The organism is Polaromonas sp. P1_F2 (assembly GCF_056405735.1).
This window is the reverse complement of sequence record NZ_JBFUBN010000002.1, coordinates 471,294-491,426: the sequence shown is the minus strand read 5'-3', so window position 1 is coordinate 491,426 and position 20,133 is coordinate 471,294. Positions and strand designations below refer to the sequence as shown.

17 protein-coding genes are annotated in these 20,133 nt (G+C 66.2%); 8 read left to right on the top strand and 9 right to left on the bottom strand.

Going from position 1 to position 20,133, the window contains the following annotated elements; genetic code table 11:
• Positions 1 to 15 precede the first annotated feature (15 nt).
• Positions 16 to 1,131: an acyl-CoA dehydrogenase family protein gene (locus tag AC1D0O_RS06250; protein WP_477652671.1), complete on the top strand. Its 1,116-nt coding sequence runs from the start codon at positions 16 to 18 to the stop codon at positions 1,129 to 1,131.
• Between the two features lie 15 nt (positions 1,132 to 1,146).
• Here AC1D0O_RS06250 and AC1D0O_RS06245 read toward each other — a convergent pair whose 3' ends face one another.
• Positions 1,147 to 1,704, bottom strand: a complete 558-nt coding sequence (locus tag AC1D0O_RS06245) for an HNH endonuclease (protein WP_436153452.1) — start codon at positions 1,702 to 1,704, stop codon at positions 1,147 to 1,149.
• Positions 1,705 to 1,866: 162 nt separating this feature from the next.
• On the opposite strand from AC1D0O_RS06245, the gene AC1D0O_RS06240 reads away from it, so the two are divergent.
• From AC1D0O_RS06240 to AC1D0O_RS06225, 4 genes are all read left to right on the top strand, one after another.
• The gene (locus AC1D0O_RS06240) at positions 1,867 to 2,901 is read left to right on the top strand and encodes a bifunctional riboflavin kinase/FAD synthetase (protein ID WP_477652670.1); all 1,035 of its coding nucleotides are present in this window, start codon (positions 1,867 to 1,869) and stop codon (positions 2,899 to 2,901) included.
• Positions 2,902 to 3,009: 108 nt separating this feature from the next.
• The gene (ileS, locus tag AC1D0O_RS06235; protein WP_477652669.1) at positions 3,010 to 5,841 is read left to right on the top strand and encodes an isoleucine--tRNA ligase; all 2,832 of its coding nucleotides are present in this window, start codon (positions 3,010 to 3,012) and stop codon (positions 5,839 to 5,841) included.
• On the top strand, positions 5,841 to 6,341 hold the full coding sequence (gene lspA / locus AC1D0O_RS06230; RefSeq protein ID WP_477652668.1) for a signal peptidase II: 501 nt from the start codon (positions 5,841 to 5,843) through the stop codon (positions 6,339 to 6,341). The genes ileS and lspA overlap by 1 nt, the downstream gene beginning before the upstream one ends.
• Positions 6,342 to 6,361: 20 nt before the next feature.
• Positions 6,362 to 6,949: a hypothetical protein gene (locus tag AC1D0O_RS06225; RefSeq protein ID WP_477652667.1), complete on the top strand. Its 588-nt coding sequence runs from the start codon at positions 6,362 to 6,364 to the stop codon at positions 6,947 to 6,949.
• Between the two features lie 18 nt (positions 6,950 to 6,967).
• Here AC1D0O_RS06225 and AC1D0O_RS06220 read toward each other — a convergent pair whose 3' ends face one another.
• The 8 genes from AC1D0O_RS06220 to AC1D0O_RS06185 all read right to left on the bottom strand — a co-directional run bounded on the left by AC1D0O_RS06220 (position 6,968) and on the right by AC1D0O_RS06185 (position 16,261).
• On the bottom strand, positions 6,968 to 7,930 hold the full coding sequence (locus tag AC1D0O_RS06220) for a Bug family tripartite tricarboxylate transporter substrate binding protein (RefSeq protein ID WP_477652666.1): 963 nt from the start codon (positions 7,928 to 7,930) through the stop codon (positions 6,968 to 6,970).
• A gap of 62 nt (positions 7,931 to 7,992) precedes the next feature.
• The gene (locus tag AC1D0O_RS06215; protein WP_477652665.1) at positions 7,993 to 9,600 is read right to left on the bottom strand and encodes an alkaline phosphatase D family protein; all 1,608 of its coding nucleotides are present in this window, start codon (positions 9,598 to 9,600) and stop codon (positions 7,993 to 7,995) included.
• A gap of 16 nt (positions 9,601 to 9,616) precedes the next feature.
• Positions 9,617 to 10,390, bottom strand: coding sequence for a 5'/3'-nucleotidase SurE (locus tag AC1D0O_RS06210; RefSeq protein ID WP_477652664.1), 774 nt, complete (start codon positions 10,388 to 10,390; stop codon positions 9,617 to 9,619).
• An 8-nt stretch (positions 10,391 to 10,398) separates the two neighbouring features.
• Positions 10,399 to 11,682 (bottom strand): acetoin dehydrogenase dihydrolipoyllysine-residue acetyltransferase subunit, encoded by a 1,284-nt coding sequence (locus AC1D0O_RS06205; RefSeq protein ID WP_477652663.1) that lies wholly within the window; start codon positions 11,680 to 11,682, stop codon positions 10,399 to 10,401.
• Between the two features lie 2 nt (positions 11,683 to 11,684).
• Positions 11,685 to 12,683 (bottom strand): alpha-ketoacid dehydrogenase subunit beta, encoded by a 999-nt coding sequence (locus AC1D0O_RS06200; protein WP_477652662.1) that lies wholly within the window; start codon positions 12,681 to 12,683, stop codon positions 11,685 to 11,687.
• Positions 12,676 to 13,701, bottom strand: a complete 1,026-nt coding sequence (locus tag AC1D0O_RS06195; RefSeq protein ID WP_477652661.1) for a thiamine pyrophosphate-dependent dehydrogenase E1 component subunit alpha — start codon at positions 13,699 to 13,701, stop codon at positions 12,676 to 12,678. Before AC1D0O_RS06195 ends, AC1D0O_RS06200 begins: the two co-directional genes overlap by 8 nt.
• A complete protein-coding gene (locus tag AC1D0O_RS06190; RefSeq protein WP_477652660.1) occupies positions 13,698 to 15,026 on the bottom strand; it encodes an NAD(P)H-dependent oxidoreductase in 1,329 nt (442 codons plus the stop codon). Before AC1D0O_RS06190 ends, AC1D0O_RS06195 begins: the two co-directional genes overlap by 4 nt.
• Positions 15,027 to 15,214: 188 nt before the next feature.
• Positions 15,215 to 16,261, bottom strand: a complete 1,047-nt coding sequence (locus AC1D0O_RS06185) for a sugar-binding transcriptional regulator (RefSeq protein WP_477652659.1) — start codon at positions 16,259 to 16,261, stop codon at positions 15,215 to 15,217.
• Positions 16,262 to 16,394: 133 nt separating this feature from the next.
• Here AC1D0O_RS06185 and AC1D0O_RS06180 point away from each other — a divergent pair, with 133 nt between their 5' ends.
• From AC1D0O_RS06180 to AC1D0O_RS06170, 3 genes are read left to right on the top strand one after another with little or no spacing between them, the layout of a single operon-like run.
• Complete coding sequence (locus AC1D0O_RS06180; RefSeq protein ID WP_477652658.1) at positions 16,395 to 17,252, top strand: hypothetical protein; 858 nt, start codon at positions 16,395 to 16,397, stop codon at positions 17,250 to 17,252.
• Positions 17,252 to 18,478, top strand: a complete 1,227-nt coding sequence (locus AC1D0O_RS06175) for an AGE family epimerase/isomerase (RefSeq protein ID WP_477652657.1) — start codon at positions 17,252 to 17,254, stop codon at positions 18,476 to 18,478. Before AC1D0O_RS06180 ends, AC1D0O_RS06175 begins: the two co-directional genes overlap by 1 nt.
• Entirely contained in the window at positions 18,475 to 20,133 is a 1,659-nt protein-coding gene (locus tag AC1D0O_RS06170; protein WP_477652656.1) for a Na/Pi cotransporter family protein, read from the top strand. Before AC1D0O_RS06175 ends, AC1D0O_RS06170 begins: the two co-directional genes overlap by 4 nt.

Sequence of the window (20,133 nt, the reverse complement as noted above, 5' to 3'; positions counted from 1 at the left end):
TCTAAGGAAAACACCATGGATTTCGATTTCACCGACGACCAGGAACAGCTGCGCGACGCCGTGCGCAAATGGGTGGACAAGGGCTACGACTTCGAGCGCCGCCGCGGCATCGCCAAAGCCGGCGGTTTCTCGCGCGAGGCTTACGGCCAGATCGCCGAACTGGGCCTGACCGGCCTCTACATCCCCGAAGCCGACGGCGGCCTGGGCATGGGCCCCGTCGAGGGCATGGTGGTGATGGAAGAGCTGGGCCGCGGCATCGTGCTGGAACCCTTTGCCCAGGCGCTGATCGCCGGGGCCGTGCTCGCCGGCTATGCGCCGGCCGCCCTCAAGGCCGCCTGGCTGCCCAACATCGCTTCCGGCGAAAGCCTGGTGGTGCTGGCTTACCAGGAACGCGCGGCCCGCTACGATTTTGAGAAATGCGAAGCCGCAGCCACCGCGGCCGGCGACGCCTGGACGCTGAACGGCACCAAAAGCATAGTCCCGGCCGGCGACCAGGCCGACGCCTTCATCGTGCCCGCCCTCGTCAAAGGCAAACTCGCGCTGTTTTTAGTTGAACGCACGGCAGCCGGCGTGACGACGCGCGGCTACGGCACGCAGGACGGCGGCCGTGCCGCCGAGGTAGTGCTCAAGAACGCGCCGGCCGCATTGATCACGCTGGACGGCCTCACGGCCCTGGCCCAGGCGGTCGACATCGGCATCGCCGCCGCCTGCGCCGAAGCCGTGGGCGTGATGGATAAAACCCTGGCCATCACCGTCGAGTACATGAACACGCGCAAGCAGTTCGGCGTGGCCATCAGCAGCTTCCAGGCGCTGCGCCACCGCGTGGCCGACATGAAGATGCAGCTGGAGCTCGCCCGCTCCATGAGCTATTACGCCTCGCTCAAGCTCAACGCCCCGGCCGACGAGCGCCGCCGGGCCCTGGCGCGCGCCAAATACCAGCTCGGTGTGTCCATGCGTTTTGTCGGCCAGCAGGCGGTGCAGCTTCACGGCGGAATCGGCGTGACCGACGAATACATCGTGAGCCACTACTTCAAGAAGCTGACCCAGCTGGAAATGACCTTTGGCGACACGCTGCACCACCTGGGCGAGGTGTCGGAGCGGATGCAGGAGACGGCTGGCGTATTTGCCTGAGCCGCCCCCAGAGCCTCACGCGTGCAGGCGTGAGGTTTTGGGAATATGCGCCATCAAAAACTCCATCTGGTCCGCCAGGATGCGGCGGTTGCGCAGGATGAAGTCTTCCCAGAGGCTGGGCACATAAGGCGTGTAGAGCAGCGGCATGTGGGCCTGTTCGGGCGTGCGGCTGCTTTTGCGGTGGTTGCAGGCGCGGCAGGCCGTCACCACGTTCATCCAGGTGTCTATGCCGTTCTGGGCGAACGGGATGATGTGTTCGCGCGTCAGGTCTTCCTCATGGAAATGCCCGCCGCAGTAGGCGCACACATTGCGATCGCGGGCGAACAGCTTGCCGTTGGTCAGGCCCGGTTTAAGGTCAAAGGGGTTGATGTTGGGCACGCCCTTGGTGCCGATGATGCTATTGACCGTGATGATGGACTGCTGGCCCGTGATCGCGTTGTGGCCGCCGTGGAAGACCACCACCCGCGCGCCCATCTCCCAGCGCACCTCGTCGGCCGCGTAGTGCAACACGGCTTGTTCAAGGCTGATCCACGACTGTGGCAATCCCTGGGCTGAGAGCTTCAAGACCTTCAAAACGAACCTCCATCAAGGTGGACGACGCATGGAAACACGGTACTGGGCTGACTGTGTATCAATATACAGTGAAATCATGAAAAACGCCCCCAAATCCCCCATTAACCACGTTCAAGCCCCGTTTGGCCGGGCTCCCGCGCTACAAAAACGATAATTGCCCCCATGAAAGTTTTCCGTGGCTACCACCATCCCCAGCTGGCCGAACACTGCGCCCTGACCATAGGCAACTTCGACGGCGTGCACCGCGGCCATCAGGCCATGCTGGCGCTGCTGAAAAACGAAGCCCAGCACCGGGGCGTGCCCAGCTGCGTGATGAGCTTCGAACCCCATCCGCGCGACTATTTCGCGGCGGTGGCGCGCAAGCCGGAACTGGCGCCGGCGCGTATCGCCACCCTGCGCGACAAACTCACCGAACTGGCGCGCTGCGGCATAGACCAGTGCGTGGTCCTGCCCTTTAACGCCGCATTGGCCGGCCAGCCGGCCGAGGCCTTTATCCAGGACGTGCTGGTGCGCGGCCTGGGTGTCCAGTACGTGCTGGTGGGCGACGACTTCCGCTTCGGCGCCAAGCGCGTGGGCGATTACGCCATGCTGGACGCCGCCGGCGAACGCCTGGGTTTTGACGTCGCCCGCATGAACAGCTATGAAGTGCATGGCACCCGGGTGTCCAGTTCCGCCGTGCGCGAAGCGCTGGCCCAGGGCCGCATGGACCGCGTCGCCGGCCTGCTGGGTCGGCCCTACAGCGTCTCCGGCCACGTAGTCCATGGCCGAAAACTCGGGCGTGACCTCGGTTTCCGCACCCTCAACCTGCGTTTTTCGCACTGGAAACCGGCGGCCGGCGGGATTTTTGCGGTGCAGGTGCACGGCCTGGGCGACAAGCCCATCCCGGGCGTCGCCAACCTGGGCATACGGCCCTCGCTGGACCCGGCCGACGTCAACGGCGGACGCGTGCTGCTGGAGACCCATTGCCTCGAATGGCCCGCCGGCCTTGGGCCCGAGGGGGCATACGGTAAAATCATCCGCGTGGAACTGCTGCACAAACTGCACGACGAACTGAAATACGACAGCCTGGAGAGCCTGAAAACAGGCATCGCCAAGGACTGCGACGAGGCTCGGGCGTTTTTTGCCCAGGCGCCGCAGTCGTTTTCAGCCGCCATGCACACGGAAACCAGCCGCCAGACCACGCGCGACCGAATTTAGACGATCTCGTCGCCTCTGGCCCCGCCCTGCTCTCACGGCGGATGGCTTTCCTCCCCACCGTATTGCCGGCGGCCCCGCTCCCTCAGGCCGCCCTAACAAAAGCATCCCATGTCCGAAACCAAAACCGATTACCGCAGCACCCTGAACCTGCCAGACACCCCGTTTCCCATGCGCGGCGACCTGCCCAAGCGCGAAGCCGGCTGGGCCAAGGAATGGGACGACAAAGGCATTTACAAAAAGCTGCGCGACGTGCGCGCCGGCAAGCCCAAGTTCGTGCTGCACGACGGCCCGCCCTATGCCAACGGCAAGATCCACATCGGCCACGCCGTCAACAAGGTCCTCAAGGACATGATCGTCAAGGCGCGCCAGCTCAAGGGCCTCGACGCGATCTACGTGCCCGGCTGGGACTGCCACGGCCTGCCGATCGAAAACGCCATCGAAAAACTGCACGGCCGCAACCTGCCGCGCGACGAGGTGCAGGCCAAGAGCCGCGCCTTCGCCACCGAACAGATCGAAGGCCAGAGGTCCGACTTCAAGCGCCTGGGCGTGCTCGGCGAATGGGACAACCCCTATCGCACCATGGATTTCGCCAACGAGGCCAATGAAATCCGCGCACTCAAACGCATCATGGAACGCGGCTTCGTCTACCGCGGCCTGAAGCCCGTGTACTGGTGCTTCGACTGCGGCTCCTCGCTGGCCGAGTTTGAAATCGAATACGCCGACAAGAAGTCGCAGACGCTGGACGTCGGCTTCAAATGCGCCGAACCGCAAAAGCTGGCACTGGCTTTCGGCCAGGCCACGCTGGGCAAGGACGCCTTCGCGGTCATCTGGACGACCACCGCCTGGACCATCCCCGCCAACCAGGCGCTGAACCTGAACCCGGAGCTCGCATACTCGCTGGTGGACACCGAGCGCGGGTTGCTGGTGCTGGCCTCGGTGCTGGTCGAAAAATGCCTGGAGCGCTTCCAGCTGCAAGGACGCGTCATCGCCGTCACCAAGGGCGAAAACCTCGCGAAGATCAACTTCCAGCACCCGTTCTACGACGTCGACCCAGGCTACCAGCGTTTCAGCCCGGTGTTCCTGGCCGACTACGCGACCGCCGACGACGGCACCGGCATCGTGCACTCCTCGCCCGCCTACGGTGTAGAGGATTTCAACTCCTGCGTGGCCAACGGCATTGCCTATGACGACATCCTCAACCCGGTGCAGGGCAACGGCCGCTATGTCGACGAGCTGCCCATGTTCGGCGGCCTCAACATCTGGAAGGCCGCGCCGCTGGTCATCGAGAAGCTGCGCGAGCACGGCCGCCTCTTCGCCACCCAGGACATCCTGCACAGCTACCCGCACTGCTGGCGCCACAAGACGCCGGTGATCTACCGCGCGGCGGCCCAGTGGTTCATCCGCATGGACGGCGAAACCGCCGGCACCCAGGGCGTGTTCGCCAGCGACAAGGCCGGCAAGACCCTGCGCGAACTGGCCCTGGCGGCCATCGAGGAAACCAGCTTCTACCCTGAAAACGGCAAGGTCCGCCTGCGCGACATGATCGCCGGCCGGCCCGACTGGTGCATCAGCCGCCAGCGCAACTGGGGCGTGCCCCTGCCCTTTTTCATCCACACCGCCACCGGCGAGCTGCACCCGCGCACCATGGAGATCATGGACCAGGCCGCCCGCATGGTGGAGGCCGGCGGCATCGAGGCCTGGAGCAAGGCCAGCGCCGAATCCATCCTGGGCGCCGAAGCCGCCGACTACATCAAGAGCACCGACATCCTCGACGTCTGGTTCGACTCCGGCACCACCCACGACCACGTGCTGCGCCACAGCCACGCGGCGCAATCGACCTGGCCGGCCGACCTCTACCTCGAAGGCCATGACCAGCACCGCGGCTGGTTCCATTCCTCGCTGCTCACCGCCTGCGCGATGTACGACCGCGCGCCCTACAAGGGCCTGCTCACGCACGGCTTCACCGTCGACGGCAAGGGCCGCAAGATGAGCAAGAGCGAGGGCAACGTCGTGGTGCCGCAGGAAGTCAGCGACAAGCTGGGCGCCGAGATCATCCGCCTGTGGTGCGCCTCGACCGACTACTCGGGCGACCTGGGCATCGACGACAAGATCCTGGCCCGCGTGGTCGACGCCTATCGCCGCATCCGCAACACCCTGCGCTTCCTGATGGCCAACGTCAGCGACTTCGACCCGGCAAAAGATGCCGTGCCGCTGGACCAGATGCTGGAAATCGACCGCTACGCGCTGAGCCGCGCGGCGCAGCTGCAGGCCGACATCCTGGCGCACTACGAGGTCTATGAATTCCACCCGGTGGTCTCCAAGCTGCAGATCTATTGCAGCGAAGACCTGGGTTCTTTCTACCTCGACATCCTGAAAGACCGGCTCTACACCACCGGCCCCAAATCGCTGGCCCGCCGCAGCGCGCAGACAGCGCTCTGGCGCATCACGCACGCCATGCTGCGCTGGATGGCGCCTTTCCTGAGCTTCACGGCGGAAGAGGCCTGGAAGGTCTTCGGCGCTTCGGAATCCATCTTCATGGAAACCTACGCCGAGTTCCCCGCACCCGACGCGGCGCTGCTGGCCAAGTGGGCGCGCATCCGCGAGTTGCGCGATGCGGTCAACAAGGACATCGAAACCCTGCGCGCCGACGGCAAGGTCGGCTCCTCGCTGCAGGCCAATGTGGTGCTGGAAGTGCCGGCCGAAGACCACGCGTTGCTGGCCGGCCTCGGTGAAGACCTGAAGTTCGTCTTCATCACCTCCGCCATCGAAGTGGCCGCCGCAAGCGCGGTTTCGACGAAGGTGAGCCCCAGCAGCGACGCCAAATGCGATCGCTGCTGGCACTACCGCGCCGACGTGGGCCACGACCCGGCCCACCCGACAATCTGCGGCCGCTGCACCAGCAACCTGTTCGGCGCCGGTGAAGAGCGGAAGTTCGCCTGATGCCAAAAACCACCTTCACCCGCTCCCCCAGTTCGCTGCTGCCCTGGCTGGGCCTGGCGCTGATCATCCTCATCGCCGACCAGTTCACCAAGGTGCTGATCCTGGGCTACTACCGCCTGGGCGACTCCACCTATGTGACCAGCTTCTTCAACGTCGTGCGGGTGCACAACACCGGCGCGGCCTTTTCCTTCCTGGCTGAAGCCTCGGGCTGGCAGCGCTGGTTCTTCACCGCCATCGGCGTCGCCGCGGCGCTGTTCATCATCTGGATGCTGCGCTCGCATGCCGGGCAAAAGCTGTTCTCCTTCGCGCTGGCCTGCATCCTGGGCGGCGCGCTGGGCAATGTCATAGACCGCACGCTGCACGGCTACGTCGTGGACTTCCTGCAGTTCCACTGGGCGGGCTGGTACTTCCCCTCGTTCAACATCGCCGACAGCGCCATCACCATAGGCGCGGTCTGCCTGATCCTGGACGAGCTGCTGCGGGTTCGCAAAACCAGCTAGGCCGCGGCCCCAGCGAGTCCATGACAGCCTCCATCCTTGAGCCGCTCGCGGCCGAATGGGCCGGTGAGCCCGCCCTGCATTCCAGGGCGCAGAGCTGGAGCTGGTTCAGGCAAGCCTTCGGCCAGGCGCTTCAAGGCCATGCCGTGACGCCCTCCACAAGCTGGGCGGTCGATGAAGAAAGCCTGGCAAAGGCATTTTTTTCCTGGGCTGAACTGGTCGAGCTGTATGCGCCTTACGAGGCGCTGAACGCAGCCGATTTCCGGCATTTCATCCTGGGCCTGCTGCTGCAAAAACTGCTGGAAGCCCAGCCGCCCGTGCTGCGTGATGTACCCGCGGCCGCCGCGGCCATTCCCCTCACAAGCTTTGTGCTGACCCTGCTGCAGGCGCTGCACAAAAACGCCGGCACGGCCGCGCTCACGCTGGATGCGGCCGCCCTCAGCGGCCCGCGCTGGGACAGCTTCCTGGAAAACATCGCCGAAGACAGCTCGACCGCGACCTGTTTTCTCGACCAGATGACCGGCCTGCAACCGGCCTGGCAAAGCCGCTCGCTGATAGAGCACCGGCCCGCCATGCAAAAAGCGCTGGCACTCGCGCGCCAGCGCTCCTGAATCCCGCAGCGCCCCGGCTCAACCGAGCTTCATATTGGTCGAGGTGATCAGGTGCTTCCAGCGCTGGTAGTCGGCCGCCACATAGGCTGAGATCGCCGCGCCTTCGAGCAGGGTCGGCTCGGTCGCGTCCTGGCGCAGCCGCGCGGCGACGGCTGGCTGTGCGATCAGCTTGTTGATCGCGGCGTTGAGCTCCGAGGTGATCGCGGCCGGCGTGCCCGGGGGCGCCATCAAACCCCAGTAGTTGTTGACGTCGAAGTCCTTGAAGCCGAGCTCTTCCATGCCCGGCACACCGGGCACGCTGGGCGCACGATCCTTGGAGGTGAGCGCCAGGGCCTTGACCTTGCCGTCCTTGATGTAGGGCATCAACGCCGGCACGCTGCCGGTCATGAACTGGAGCTGGCCGGCCAGCAGGTCGGTGGTCGCAAACGCGATGCCGCGGTAGGGGATGTGAACAATGGCGGTATGGGTGCGCTGCTTGAGCAACTCGACCACCAGATGGTTGATGCTGCCGTTGCCGGCCGAACCGTAGTTGTACTTGCCCGGGTTGGTCTTGACGTGGTCCATGGCTTCGCGCAGGTTGTTGCCGGGCAGGCTGGGGTGCGCGGCAAACAGCAGCGGGCCCGCGCCCATGATGGCCACGGGCGCGAACTGCGTCGGGTCGTATTTGGGCGTGCCGCCCGAAGCCGCCACCGTGGTGAAGGGCGAGGCGATGAACAACAGGGTCTGGCCGTCGGGCGGCGCCTTGGCCACCAGGTCGGCGCCCACCGCGCCGCCGGCGCCGGTGCGGTTGTCGATGACGAACTGCCGGCCCAAGGACTTGCTCAGTTCGGAGCCGAAAAACCTCGCCATCGCATCGCTGCCCGCGCCGGGCGCGAAGGGCACGATGATTTTGCAGATCGCCGAAGGCTGGGCCCGCAGCTGCGCCGCGGCGCAAACCGCGGCCAGCCCACCGGCCGCCTGGATCAGGGAACGTCGTTTCATCTTTGTCTCCTAGCTATCTATTTAGTTATCAAATGCGGTCACGGAAAACCTGGCAACTTCGGCTATTGGGGCGCTATGACCTCCGTGTGGAGCACGACCCCCTCGAGATCACAGAGCTTGACGGTCAGGCAGCGCGAGACGGGATCGATCTCGACCTCGCCGAAAAACTGGTAGCCGGCGGCCGGGCTGGCACCGCGCACCGGCGAGGCGCGCGAGTAGCGCACCTGGTTGCCGAAGGTCGCATCGGGGTTGAAGGGGCCGTAGGAGCCCGCATGCAATGGCCCCGAGACAAACTCCCAGAAGGGCAGGAAGTCCTTGAACACCGCCTGTTCGGGATCGAAATAATGCGCGGCCGTGTAATGCACGTCGGCGCAGAGCCAGACGATGTTGTGGATGGCATTCGCCTTGATGAAGGACAGCAGGCCGGCCAGTTCGATCTCGCGGCCGCTGGGCTCGCCGTCGTCGCCGTTGGCCACGCCCTGCCACTTGACCCGGCCCTCGGCGTCATGGCCGTCGGCGACGTTGGTGCCTATGGGCATGCCCGCCGCGATGACCTTCCATTGCGCGGTGGAGGCCAGCAACTCCTGCTGCAGCCATTGGACCTGCGCTTCGCCGAGGAAGGCCGTTCCCGGGCCTTCGGTCTGCGTGTTGTGCGAGTTCGGCCCGCGGTGCGTCTGCATGTCGACGACAAACACGTCAAGCAGCGGCCCGTACTGCACGCGCCGGTACAGCAGGCCGGCGCCGCCAAAGCCTTCCAGCGGCATGGGCGAGTATTCGCGGAAGGCGCGGGCGGCCGTCGCGGCCAGCAGCTTGAGGTCCTTGCCCACATAGCGCTTGTCGCGCATCAGGTCCAGCGAGGGCGACCAGTTGTTGACGACCTCATGGTCGTCCCACATGATGATTTGCGGCACCTCGGCGCAGAACTTCGTGAAATGCGGGTCCAGCCAGTTGTAGCGGAAGTTGCCGCGGTAGTCCTCAATGCTTTCGGCGACGCGGGTCTTGGCCAAGGTCACCACATTGGTCCAGCTGCGGCCGCGCTCGTCGTCAACCCGGTGCTGCAACGGATGGTCGGCGTAAATCGTGTCGCCGCAGTGCACGAAGAAATCGAGCTCGCGCCGGCGAATGGTCTCGAACATCTTGAGGCCGCCCCACTCGGGGTTGATGCCGAAACCCTGGCCGTTGACGTCAGCCGACCAGGCAAAACGGATGGGCCGCGCGGTATCGGGTGCGGAGCGGAAACTGGAGCGCCTGACCCAGGGCCCGGCATGCGCGGCCTCCAGCCCATGGGCGGTGACGGCCAGTGAAATCGTCGCATTGCGCGGCAGGCCGGCCAGTTGGATACGCGTGGTGTAGTCGGTCACTTCAAGTGCCTGCGGCGCGCGCAGCGTGTGCCACGGGCCGGCTTCGCCATCGGCGCTCCAGGCGATTTCAACGTCGGCCGCATAGGGCAGGCGCGCCCAGATGATGGCCGCGTCGCCGCTGACCTCGCCGATCTGTATGCCGCTGACCTGGCTGTCGTCGACCAGCGGCAGGTGCTTCTTCGCGGTAACGGCCGGCCGCGGCCCCACGCGTGCCCGCATGCCGTCCGACAGCTCCTTGAGCGCCAGGGGCAGGTCCAGCGGGCTTGGCAGGTGGCGCAAGACCTTGAGGGGCAAGTCGAAGGGGTTCATGGCCAAAGCGGTCTCGTCATGAGTGGGTGGTGGATTGCAGGGCGGCGTCGTTGATGCCGTCCAGCAGCGAGTCTTCCAGGCTAGCGTAGCCATTCCAGCGCAGTCGGTAAACCGTCGCAAACCCTGCTTCGAGCTGCGTTTGCTCGTCGCCGGCCTGGGCCGAACTGGCGCGACCCTTGTCGTAGCGCAAGACCGTCGTGTCGGGCCCAGCTTTTTCAGCCGTGATCGCGGCCGCGATCTTGGCCCGGCCCGGCGCCGCATGGCGCAGGGGTGCGGGCAGCACGGCCGGCAGGTTGACGCTGAGCCAGGTGTCGGGATGGTGCCAGTCCTCAATGGACTCGCCGAAATGGCGCACCAGGCGCGCCAGCCATGCAGCGACCTCGGGCGATTCAAGATCGCTGCCCTTGGGCGCGGAAAAACCTATCGCGGGCACACCCCAGAAGCTTGCCTCGCGCGCGATGGCCATGGTGCCCGAGTAGGCGATGTCTTCGGCTATGTTGCGGCCGTCGTTGATGCCCGAGAGCACCAGCGTGGGTTTGTGCGAGTCGGCGAACAGCCAGGCAAAGGCCGCGATCGCGCAGTCAGCCGGTGTGCCCGAGCAGGCATAACGCCGCACGCCCAGGCGTGTCATGGTGAAGGGTTCATGCAGCGAAATGCTGTGGCCCTTGCTGCTGCGCTTGTCCTGCGGCGCGACCACCCAGACGTCGTCGCTGAGGCTGGAAGCGGCGCGCTCCAGGGCGGCCAGCCCCGGCGAGAAATGTCCGTCGTCGTTGCTGACAAGAATTCGCATGGCCGTTCTCACGTGGGTTGGAGGGAAGATGCAGCGAAAGCCGCCGCGCCCAGCTGCTGCCGCACCAGGGCCGCGACCAGCGACGCCGCCTCGATCTGCGGCAGATGGCCCATAGCCGGCAAGGTGTGCAGCGCCACATTGCCCGGCAGGCCCTCGGCCTGCTGTATCGGCAGCACGCGGTCCAGCCTACCCCAGAGCAGTTTCACCGGCATGACAAGCCCTTCAAGGCGGCTGCGCAAGGACTCGGCCTGGGTACCGTCGGGCAGCAGGCTGGCCGCCATGGCGGCAAGGCCGGCGCGTTTGGTCTCGTTGCCGAGTTCCTGCAGGGCCGTCGCGACAAAAGAGCCGCTCAGGCGCGAGGCGTCGCCGAACAATTGGGCCAGCCAGGGGCGCAGGCTGGCTTCGCTGTTCGCGCGCAATATGCCGTCCACAAAAGCGCCGTTGATCTCGGGGCCCAGCCCGGCCGGGGCCACCAGGGTCAAGGAGCGCAGGCGAGAACCCAGCAGGCCTGTGAGTGCCAGTGCCGTGCCGCCACCCATGGAATGGCCCAGCAGGTGGACTTCGTTGATGCCTTCGCTGTCCAGCCGGTCCAGCACGGCCTGCGCGACGGCGGCGAAATTGGGCGTTTCGGCGCGCGGCGACTTACCGTGGTTGGGCAGGTCCACGCCCAGCACCGGAAGGTCGCGCAGCTGGTCGGCCAGCAGGCGCCAGGACCCCTGCGAGGTGCCGAAACCATGCAGCATCACCAGCGGCGCGCCCTCATGGCGCGAAAACCAGTGCAGGTTCAGGGCGCCAGTGGTGACTTGGCTTGCCGGACGTTTCGTACTCGCCAGGTCGGCGGCCACCACGCGACCTTCGGGACCGGAGCCGCTGACCTTGTTCAAATCAATGCCGCGTTCACGCGCGAGGCTGCGGGCCAGCGGTGTGGCGCGCAGCAGTGTGGATGTTCCCGCGGCAGCCACTGTGGGTGCGGCTTGAGCGACAACCGGCGCAGGTGCTTCAGCCACGGCCTGCGGCGCATCGGGTGCCACACCGGCAGTGGGAACCGCCTCACCAGGCTGCAGGATCCAGCCGACGATCTGGCCCACCGGCATGGTGACACCCACCACGCCGTCTATGCCCTGCACAATGCCGTCGGCCGCCGCGTCAATCTCCATGGTCGCCTTGTCGGTCTCGATCTCGAACACGACCTGGCCCTTGGTGACGGTGTCGCCGTTCTTGACATACCAGTGCGCGATCTTGCCTTCGCTCATGTCCATGTCGACGCGCGGCAGTATCAGTTCCACCGCCATGCTCAGGCCCTCACCAGCAGCGAGCGCCGCGCCGCCGCGACGATGTCGGGCACCTGGGGCACCGCGGCTTTTTCGAGTTCGGGGTTGTAGGGCAAGGGGCAGTCGGCGCCGCCCAGCCGGATGATGGGCGCGTCCAGCCGGTCGAAGGCCGCACTCTCGGCGATCATCGCGCTGACCTCGGCGCCTATGCCCAGCTGCTTGGTGCCTTCGTAGACACAGACCAGGCGCGTGGTCTTGCTCACACTCCTGATCAAGGTGGAATGGTCCAGCGGCCGCAGCGAACGCAAATCAACCACCTCGGCCGAAATGCCCTGAGCGGCGAGTAGCTCGGCGGCCTCCAGCGCGCGGTGCACCATGATGGCGGTTGCGGCGATGGTGATGTCGCTGCCCTCGCGGCGCACGCGCGCCTCGTGCAGCGGTTCGGTGTAATAGCCTTCGGGGACAGGGCCCTTCATCTTGTAGAGCAGCTTGTGCTCGAAGAACATCACCGGGTCCGGGTCTTCGATGGCCGCCAGCAACATGCCCTTGGCGTCGTGCGGCGTCGAAGGCTGCACCACCTTGAGGCCGGGCACGTGGGCAAACCAGGCTTCCAGGCTCTGGCTGTGCTGGGCCGCGGCGCCGGTGCCGGAGCCACTCGGGAAACGCATGACCAGCGGCACCGAAGCCTTGCCGCCCAGCATGAAGCGCATCTTGGCGGCCTGGTTGACGATCTGCTCCATCGCCAGCGAGGCGAAGTCGGAAAACTGGAATTCATAAACGGGCCGGCGCCCCATCAGGGCCGCGCCGACCGCGACGCCCGCGCCGCCGAGTTCGGAGATGGGCGTGTCCATCACGCGCTCCTCGCCGAAGCGCTGCACCAGGTCGCCGGTGACCTGGAAGGCGCCGCCGTAGACGCCGATGTCCTCGCCCATCAGGAAGACGCGCTCGTCGCGCTCCATCGCGATGCCCAGGGCTTCGTGGATGGCCTGCGAGTAAGTCAGTTCACGCACCGCTTCAGCCATGGGCGGCCTCCGCCACGGGCGCGGCATAGACAAAATCCGTCAGGCTGGCGATGTCGGGCGCCGGGCTGTCTTTCGCGAACGCCACCGCGTCCTCGATTTCCTGTTCCACGCTTTTCACCAGTGCATCCACTTCATCCTGTTGAATCATTCCGTGCCTGAGCAGGTCCTGCTCGAAGAGCGCAATGGGATCGCGTTCGACCCAGGACTCGATCTCTTCCTTGGTCCGGTAGCGGTTGCGGTCGCTTTTGGAGTGGCCGCGGTGCCGGTAGGTCAGGCATTCGATCAGGCTCGGGCCGCCGCCGGCTCGCGCGCGTTCAATCGCCGCGTGCGCCGCTTCGGCGACGTCGGCAAAGCTGTTGCCGTCGATCGTGAGGCCGGGCATGTCGTAGGCCAGCGCGCGCGTGGCGATTTTTTTCACGGCGGTGGAACGCTCGGTCGAGGTCGACATGCCGTATTTGTTGTTCTCGCAGACAAAGACCACGGGCAGCTTCCAGATCGCCGCCATGTTCAGGCCTTCGTGGAAGGCACCTTCATTGTTGGCGCCATCGCCGAAGAAACAAATCACGACGTTGGGCTTTTTCATCTGCTTGAGCGCCAGCGCCGCACCGACCGCGATCGGGATGCCGCCGCCCACGATGCCGTTGGCGCCCAGGTTGCCGCCCGCCACGTCGGCGATGTGCATGGAGCCGCCGCGGCCGCGGCAGTAGCCGGTGTCCTTGCCGAAAAATTCGGCGAACATGTATTTGGGCTCCGCGCCCTTGGCAATGCAGTGGCCGTGGCCGCGGTGCGTGGAGGTGATGCAGTCCGCCGCGCCCAGGTTGATGCCGACGCCGACGGCGCTGGCTTCCTGGCCAATCGACAAATGCATGGTGCCGTGCACCAGGCCGCGCATGTAAGCCTGCTCCGCGCCTTCCTCAAAGCGGCGTATCAGCACCATCTGGCGCAAGGCCTTGTGCAAGGCGGCTTTGCCCAGGCGGGTATAGGCCTCAGGGATTGTGGGTTTGAGCACGGCGTTCATGCGTGCTCCAGCACGCCGTAGACCAGTTCGTCCTGGCGCCGGCGCAATTCGACGATGCGCGAGTCCGGGTCGACCGCGACATTCGCGTAGGTCAGCAGCTCGCCCTTGCGGATGTGCGCCGTCACCGTGCCGCGCTCGATCAGGCCGCAGGGCACAGCGTTCTTCGCGCGTGCATCACCGGCCGCCATGGCCCAGGCGCGGTAGGTGTACTCACCGATCGCGTCCAGTCGGTCGCCGGGCTTCAGGTCGCACTTGGCCAGCGCGCAGACCTCGGCCGTGGGTCTGGGCAGCGGCGCCATGTCGGCGCGGCCGTAAAGCACGGCGCGCGCGCAGGTCAGCGGCACTTCCAGGCTGCACAGGTGGTAAGGCCGGTAGAAGGTGTAGTAAGGGCCGGTGCCGAGCTTGAGGTAGTCCATGCGCTCGCGCAGCCGCGGGTGCGCCATCTCGGCGACCACAAACACGCCGGGCGCCACGCCCTTGCCGACGGTGTAGTCGACCACGCCCTTGCGCGTGAGGATGCCGCCGTCGGCGACCGGACACAGCACCTTGTGCAGGTCTTCCAGCGAGGCATTGGGGCCGTGCATGCCGGCGACGTCGGGCACCAGGCCGGTGGCGTTGGCGATCGCCGACATCTCGACGGCGGTCTTGGAGCCGTCGACGAACTCGACCAGCATGCGCGGGTTCAGCCCCTTGCCCAGGGCTTCCTCGGTGTAGTCGTCGGGCGTCGCGTCGACGTTGAGCGGGTTGTTCTTGCCCTTGCCGGCGGCAATCACCGGGTAGCCCAGCGCCGAGACGAAGTTGATCAGCTCGATGGCCGCGCTCGGCTCGTCGCCCGCGCCCAGCGAATAGATCACGCCCAGGCGGTCGGCCTCGTGCTTGAGGTAGGCGCCTATGGTGACGTCCGCCTCGACGTTCATCATCACCAGGTGTTTGCCGTGCTCCATGGCGGTCAGGCCTATCTGCGCGCCGACGGCGGGTTTGCCGGTCGCGTCGACGACCACGTCGATCAGGCCGCAGGCGCAGACCAGCTGCGCGTCCTGCGTGATGGCGATGCGGCGCTCGCGTATCGCCTGCTCCAGCGCGCTGGCCGTGTTGACGACGCGATGCGCGTCGGGGTTATGGCCGGCCGAGGCCAGCGCGGCAACGGCGGCCGCCACGTTGATGTCGGCAATCGCCGCGACGACGATGCCGCGCATCTGCAGCACCTGGGTCACGATGTCCGTGCCCATCATTCCCGAGCCGATCAGGCCTATGCGCACCGGTTTGCCCGAAGCCTCGAGCCTGAGCAGGTCAGCGGCCAGGCCGCTGGGCGTAAAACCATTCATCCAATACCCCATTTCGTCGATTTGAAAGACCGGTACGGCGCCGGCTCAAACCCCCGCGCTTGTGTACATTTGATCTTAATCTTATACTTATGTACATTATGAGCGCAAGCAAAAACCACCGGCTGATGTCGAATCAGCCGCGATTTAGGGGTAATCCCCGAAAGGTGGGAGAGGCCTGGGCCGGCGCTTCAGCCGGCCTGGCCGGCGAGCTTGATCAGCGCCCTGGCGGCGTGTTCATCGGTGATCAGGGTGGTGGGCTTCATCAGGCGCAAGGCGCCCAGCAGGGCCTCGGCCTTGCCGACACCGCCCGAGGCCAGGATGCGCTGCGGCACGGCCTTGAGCGTCTCGACGGGCACCGACATCACGCGGCCCTGGACAGGGTCATTGATGAGTTCGCCCTTGCGGTCGTAATAGTGAAACAGCAGATCGCCAACCGCACCCATTTTCACGACGCGGCGGCGCAGCTCTTCGGGCATCACGCCGTAGCGGTAGGCCGTGCCCTCGGGCGACACGTCGCCGACGCTCACCAGCACGGCGTCCAGCAGTTTGGCGTTGTCGAAGACCTCGCCCAGGCCGCAATGGTCGATCAGCGTCTGCCGCGTCTGCGGGGAATCGACAACGGCGGGCGCCGTCATCAGATAACACTCGGCCTGGAACAGGCTGGAAAACCGCCAGGCGAACTCGGAAGGGTTGAAGCGCCTGACCTTGGTGATGCCGCCCAGCAGTGAAATCACGCCGAGGTCGGCGACCGGCGCCTCGCTCATGAAGCGCAGCGACTCATGCAGCGTGCGGCCCCAGCCCAGGCCTATGCGCATGCCGGGGCGCAGCAGGCCGGCCATGTACTGGCCGGTGGCCGCGGCGATGGGAACGGTGGCATCCATGTCCGCATCCGACACCGGCGCCACCACCGCCTCGCCCAGGCCGAAGAGTTTTTCGAGCTCGCGCTCCAGCGCGATGCATTCGGGCACACCGGTCTCTATGCTGAACTTGATCTCGTTGCGCTCGCGCAGGTCGGACAGCAGCCGCACCACGGTGACCCGGCCTATGCCGAGCCGCTGCGCGATCTCGTTTTGCGTCATCTCCTCGACAAAATACATCCAGGCCACGCGCAGGCGCATGCGCTTGTTGCGCTGGCTGGGCCCCGCGCCCGCGAGCGGCGCGTCCGCTTCGGCCGCGACGGTTTGCGGCTGCGCGGCGGCTTTGCCTTCGGCTGGGGTTTTCGCGGGTTTGGGCAAGGCGGCTCCTGATTCTGGGGAAGTGACCGATTTGGCCAATTTGGTCAATTTAGGCCGGTTTGGGGTGCAAAATCAGGCTTCAGGCCCTCTCCGTCCGGCTGTCATGCTAACGTAAACCATTGATGGGATTTTCATGACACACAACATATTGCCCACCGCCCGCCCGGCCCGCAGCGTCCAGCCGACGCGCACCGCCGTGCAGCTGGCGCTCAAGGACGAACTGCGCACCTTCGGCTTCAACCTGCAGCGCGGCGCGCACTGGCTGTTGCAGGATGTCGGCAGCAGCCTGGTCAAGCAGGCCGAGCCGCGCAACGAGGCCGGCACGCTGCACAAGCTGCACCACCTGATCGACTCGACGGCCCAGGCCACCTTCTCCACGCTGCAGGTCGCGCAGCAAGCCGCGGCCGTCGCGGTGCTGCCGGACGCCGCCTACCGCACCCTGCACTTTGAACTGCAGCCGATCGCCGACTACTTCCTGCAGCAAAGCGACCCGAAACATCCGTCGCAGCATTTCACCAATGCCTTTTACTGGCTGTTGCGCCACGCCCTGGCGGCCAAAGCCGGCAGCGCGCTGATCGCGCGCCAGCAGGCGATCGACGAGGCTTTCTGGCAGGTGCTGGAGCAGCATGCCGGCCTGGTCGCCCGCGCGCAGGAGGCCAAAGCCTCGCCGCGCGACCACGCCGCGCTGTGCGCCGCCGTGCTGCGGGCACTCGCCGCGGCGCGCCCGGTGCGCGACGCCAGCCTGCCGCCCTGGGCCGGCCAGCCGGCGCAGCAGCCCGAAGCATCCACGGCCCTGCCCGAACTGCTCACGGTCGTGGTCGCCGTCGGCCTGGCGAAAAGCGGCGACAATCCCACCCCCGACGTCGGCGAACGCCTGCACATGGCCGCACAACTCGTCACCGCGCGCCTGCCGCTGCTGGAGGCCGCGCTGCAGCAACCCGACGACCAGCACCTGACCGTAGAACTCGCTTTTTTATTCCGCCACGCTTGATGCCCCCTGAGTCCTTCCCTTCCTTTCTTGCCGACACGCGCCGACACGCAAAACACTGGCTGTTTGAGTCTGCCCTGCCCCTGTGGTGGGAGCGCGGCGCGGACCACGAGGGAGGCGGCTTCCATGAAAAGCTGGGCCAGGACGGCCAGGCCATCGGCAAGCCGGTGCGCGTGCGGGTGCAGGCGCGGCAAACCTATGTCTATGCCCGCGCCGGCGCCCTCGGCTGGACCGGCCCCTGGCAGGCGGCCATGCGGCACGGCCTGACTTTCATGCTGTCGCGTTATCCCCGGCCCGACGGCCTGTTCCGCAGCACGCTGGACACCACCGACGAAAGCGTGGACCTCTACGACCAGGCTTTTGTGCTGTTCGCGCTGGCCCATGCCTATGAAGCCGAAGGCCGGCCGCAAGCATTGCTGGACACCGCGCAGACCCTGCTGCGGCAAATCGACACCGCGTTGGCGCATGAGGGCGGCGGCTATTACGACGGCTTGCCGCATCAGCCCATCCTCAAATCCAACCCGCTCATGCATTTGCTCGAAGCCCTGCTGGCCTGGGTGGCCCTGGGGGTTGAGGGCGGGTTCCGCGCGGCGGCCCTGGCGCTGTGCAAGCTGGCCACCACACGGTTGATCAACCCCGCCAACGGCGCGGTCGGTGAGCTTTTCACGGCCGGCTGGGCCCCGCTGGGCGAGCCCCGTGAGCGCCTGTACGAACCCGGCCACCAGTTCGAATGGGCTTACCTGCTGCTCCAGGCCGAAGCTTTGCTGGGCATTGAAGCAAGCCGCGAAGCCATCGCGCTTGAGGCCTTCGGCCGCGGCTTCGGCATTGACTCCGCACGCCAGGTCGCGCTGTTCGCCGTCAACGAAGCCGGCCAGCCCGTGGACCGCCGGGCGCGGCTGTGGGCGCAGACCGAGAGGCTCAGGACCTCGCTGCTGTTCGCCGCGCAAGGCATGGGCGACACGGCCGGGACCGGGGCTTTCCAGGCCGCCGCGGCCGGCAGTTATTCCGGCTTGACGCGTTTCCTCGCCACCGGCGTGCCCGGCCTCTGGCATGAATGGCAGCGGGAAGACGGCGGCTTCGACCTCGCGCCCTCGCCGGCCTCCTCGCTTTACCACCTGATGACCGGCCTCGAAAGCCTGTTGACTCCCCTGCCTCCCCTGCCTCCCCTGCCTCCCCTGACACCTGCGGCACATCGCCCGGGCCCTGTAGAACGGACAATCACCGCATGAAGCATTTGTTGAATCTCCTGGCGGCCATCGCGCTGCTGGTCTGGGGCACCCACCTGGTACGCACCGGCATCCTGCGCGTCTTCGGCGCCAACCTGCGCCACGTACTGGCCGTCAGCATCAGCAACCGGCTTGCCGCCGCGGTCTCGGGCATAGGCGTCACGGCGCTGGTGCAGTCCAGCACCGCCACCTCGCTGATCGTCTCCTCCTTCGTCGGCCAGGGCCTGGTCACCCTGCCGCTGGCGCTGGCCGTCATGCTGGGCGCGGACGTGGGCACCAGCCTGATGGCCGTGGTGTTCTCCTTTGACTTGTCCTGGCTGTCGCCGCTTTTCATCTTTGTCGGCGTGGTGCTGTTCATCTCGCGCCAGGACACCAACGTCGGCCGCGTGGGCCGCGTGCTGATAGGCCTGGGCCTGATGCTGCTTGCGCTGCGCCTGGTCACGGCCTCCACCGAAGTCCTCACGCAGGCGCCGGCCGTCAAGGCCCTGCTGGCCTCGCTGAGCAGCGACCTGCTGCTCGAGATCACCGCCGGCGCCTTCCTGGCCGTGGTGTCGTATTCCAGCCTGGCCATCGTGCTGCTCACGGCCACGCTGGCCGCCTCGGGCGTGATCCCCATCGACGTCGCGCTGGGCCTGGTGCTGGGCGCCAACCTCGGCAGCGGCCTGCTGGCCGTACTGACCACGTTGCGCTCGCCCGTGGAAGTGCGGCAGGTGCCCCTGGGCAACCTGCTGTTCAAGCTGCTGGGCATCGTGATCGCCGCGCCCCTGATCGGCCTGTGGCTGCGCCATGTGCGGCCCTACCTGGGTGAGGCGGCCACCGTGGTCGTGTTGTTCCACCTGGCCTTCAACATGCTGGTGGGCGCGGTCTTCATAGGCTGGACGCAGGTGATCGCGCGCTGGGTCGAAAAACTGCTGCCCAAGCCCGAAAAGAACAAGGCCGGCGGCCGGCCCCAACACCTGGACCCTTCCGCGCTGGCCACGCCTTCGCTGGCGATCTCCTGCGCGGCGCGTGAGGCGCTGCACCAGGCCGACGTGGTGGAGAGCATGCTGCTGGGCGTACTGCAGGTCATACGCAACAACGACCTCAAGCTGGCCGAAGACCTGCGCAAGATGGACGACGCCGTCGACGAGCTGTATTCGTCGATCAAGTACTACCTGACCAAGATCTCGCGCGAGGCGCTTGCCGAGGAAGAAAGCCGCCGCTGGACCGACATCATCAGCTTCACCATCAACATGGAGCAGATCGGCGACATCATCGAGCGCGTGCTGATCGACATCGAGGACAAGAAGATCAAGCCGGGCCGCAGTTTCTCGGAGGCCGGCATGGCCGAGATCGTCGAGCTGCACGAGCGCCTGGTGGACAACCTGCGCCTGGGCATGAGCGTGTTCCTCAACGGCACGGTGCGCGACGCGCAAAAGCTGCTCGAGGAAAAAGCCCGTTTCCGCGACCTGGAGCGCGCCTACGCCACCACCCACCTGGGCCGGCTCTCGGCCAACACGGTGCAAAGCCTGGAGACCAGTTCGCTGCACATCGACCTGATCAGCGAACTCAAGCGCATCAACTCGCACATCTGCTCGATCGCCTACCCTATCCTCGACTCGGCCGGCGCGCTCGCGCCCAACCGGCTGCGCGCTTCCGCACTGACCGACCAAGTCTGA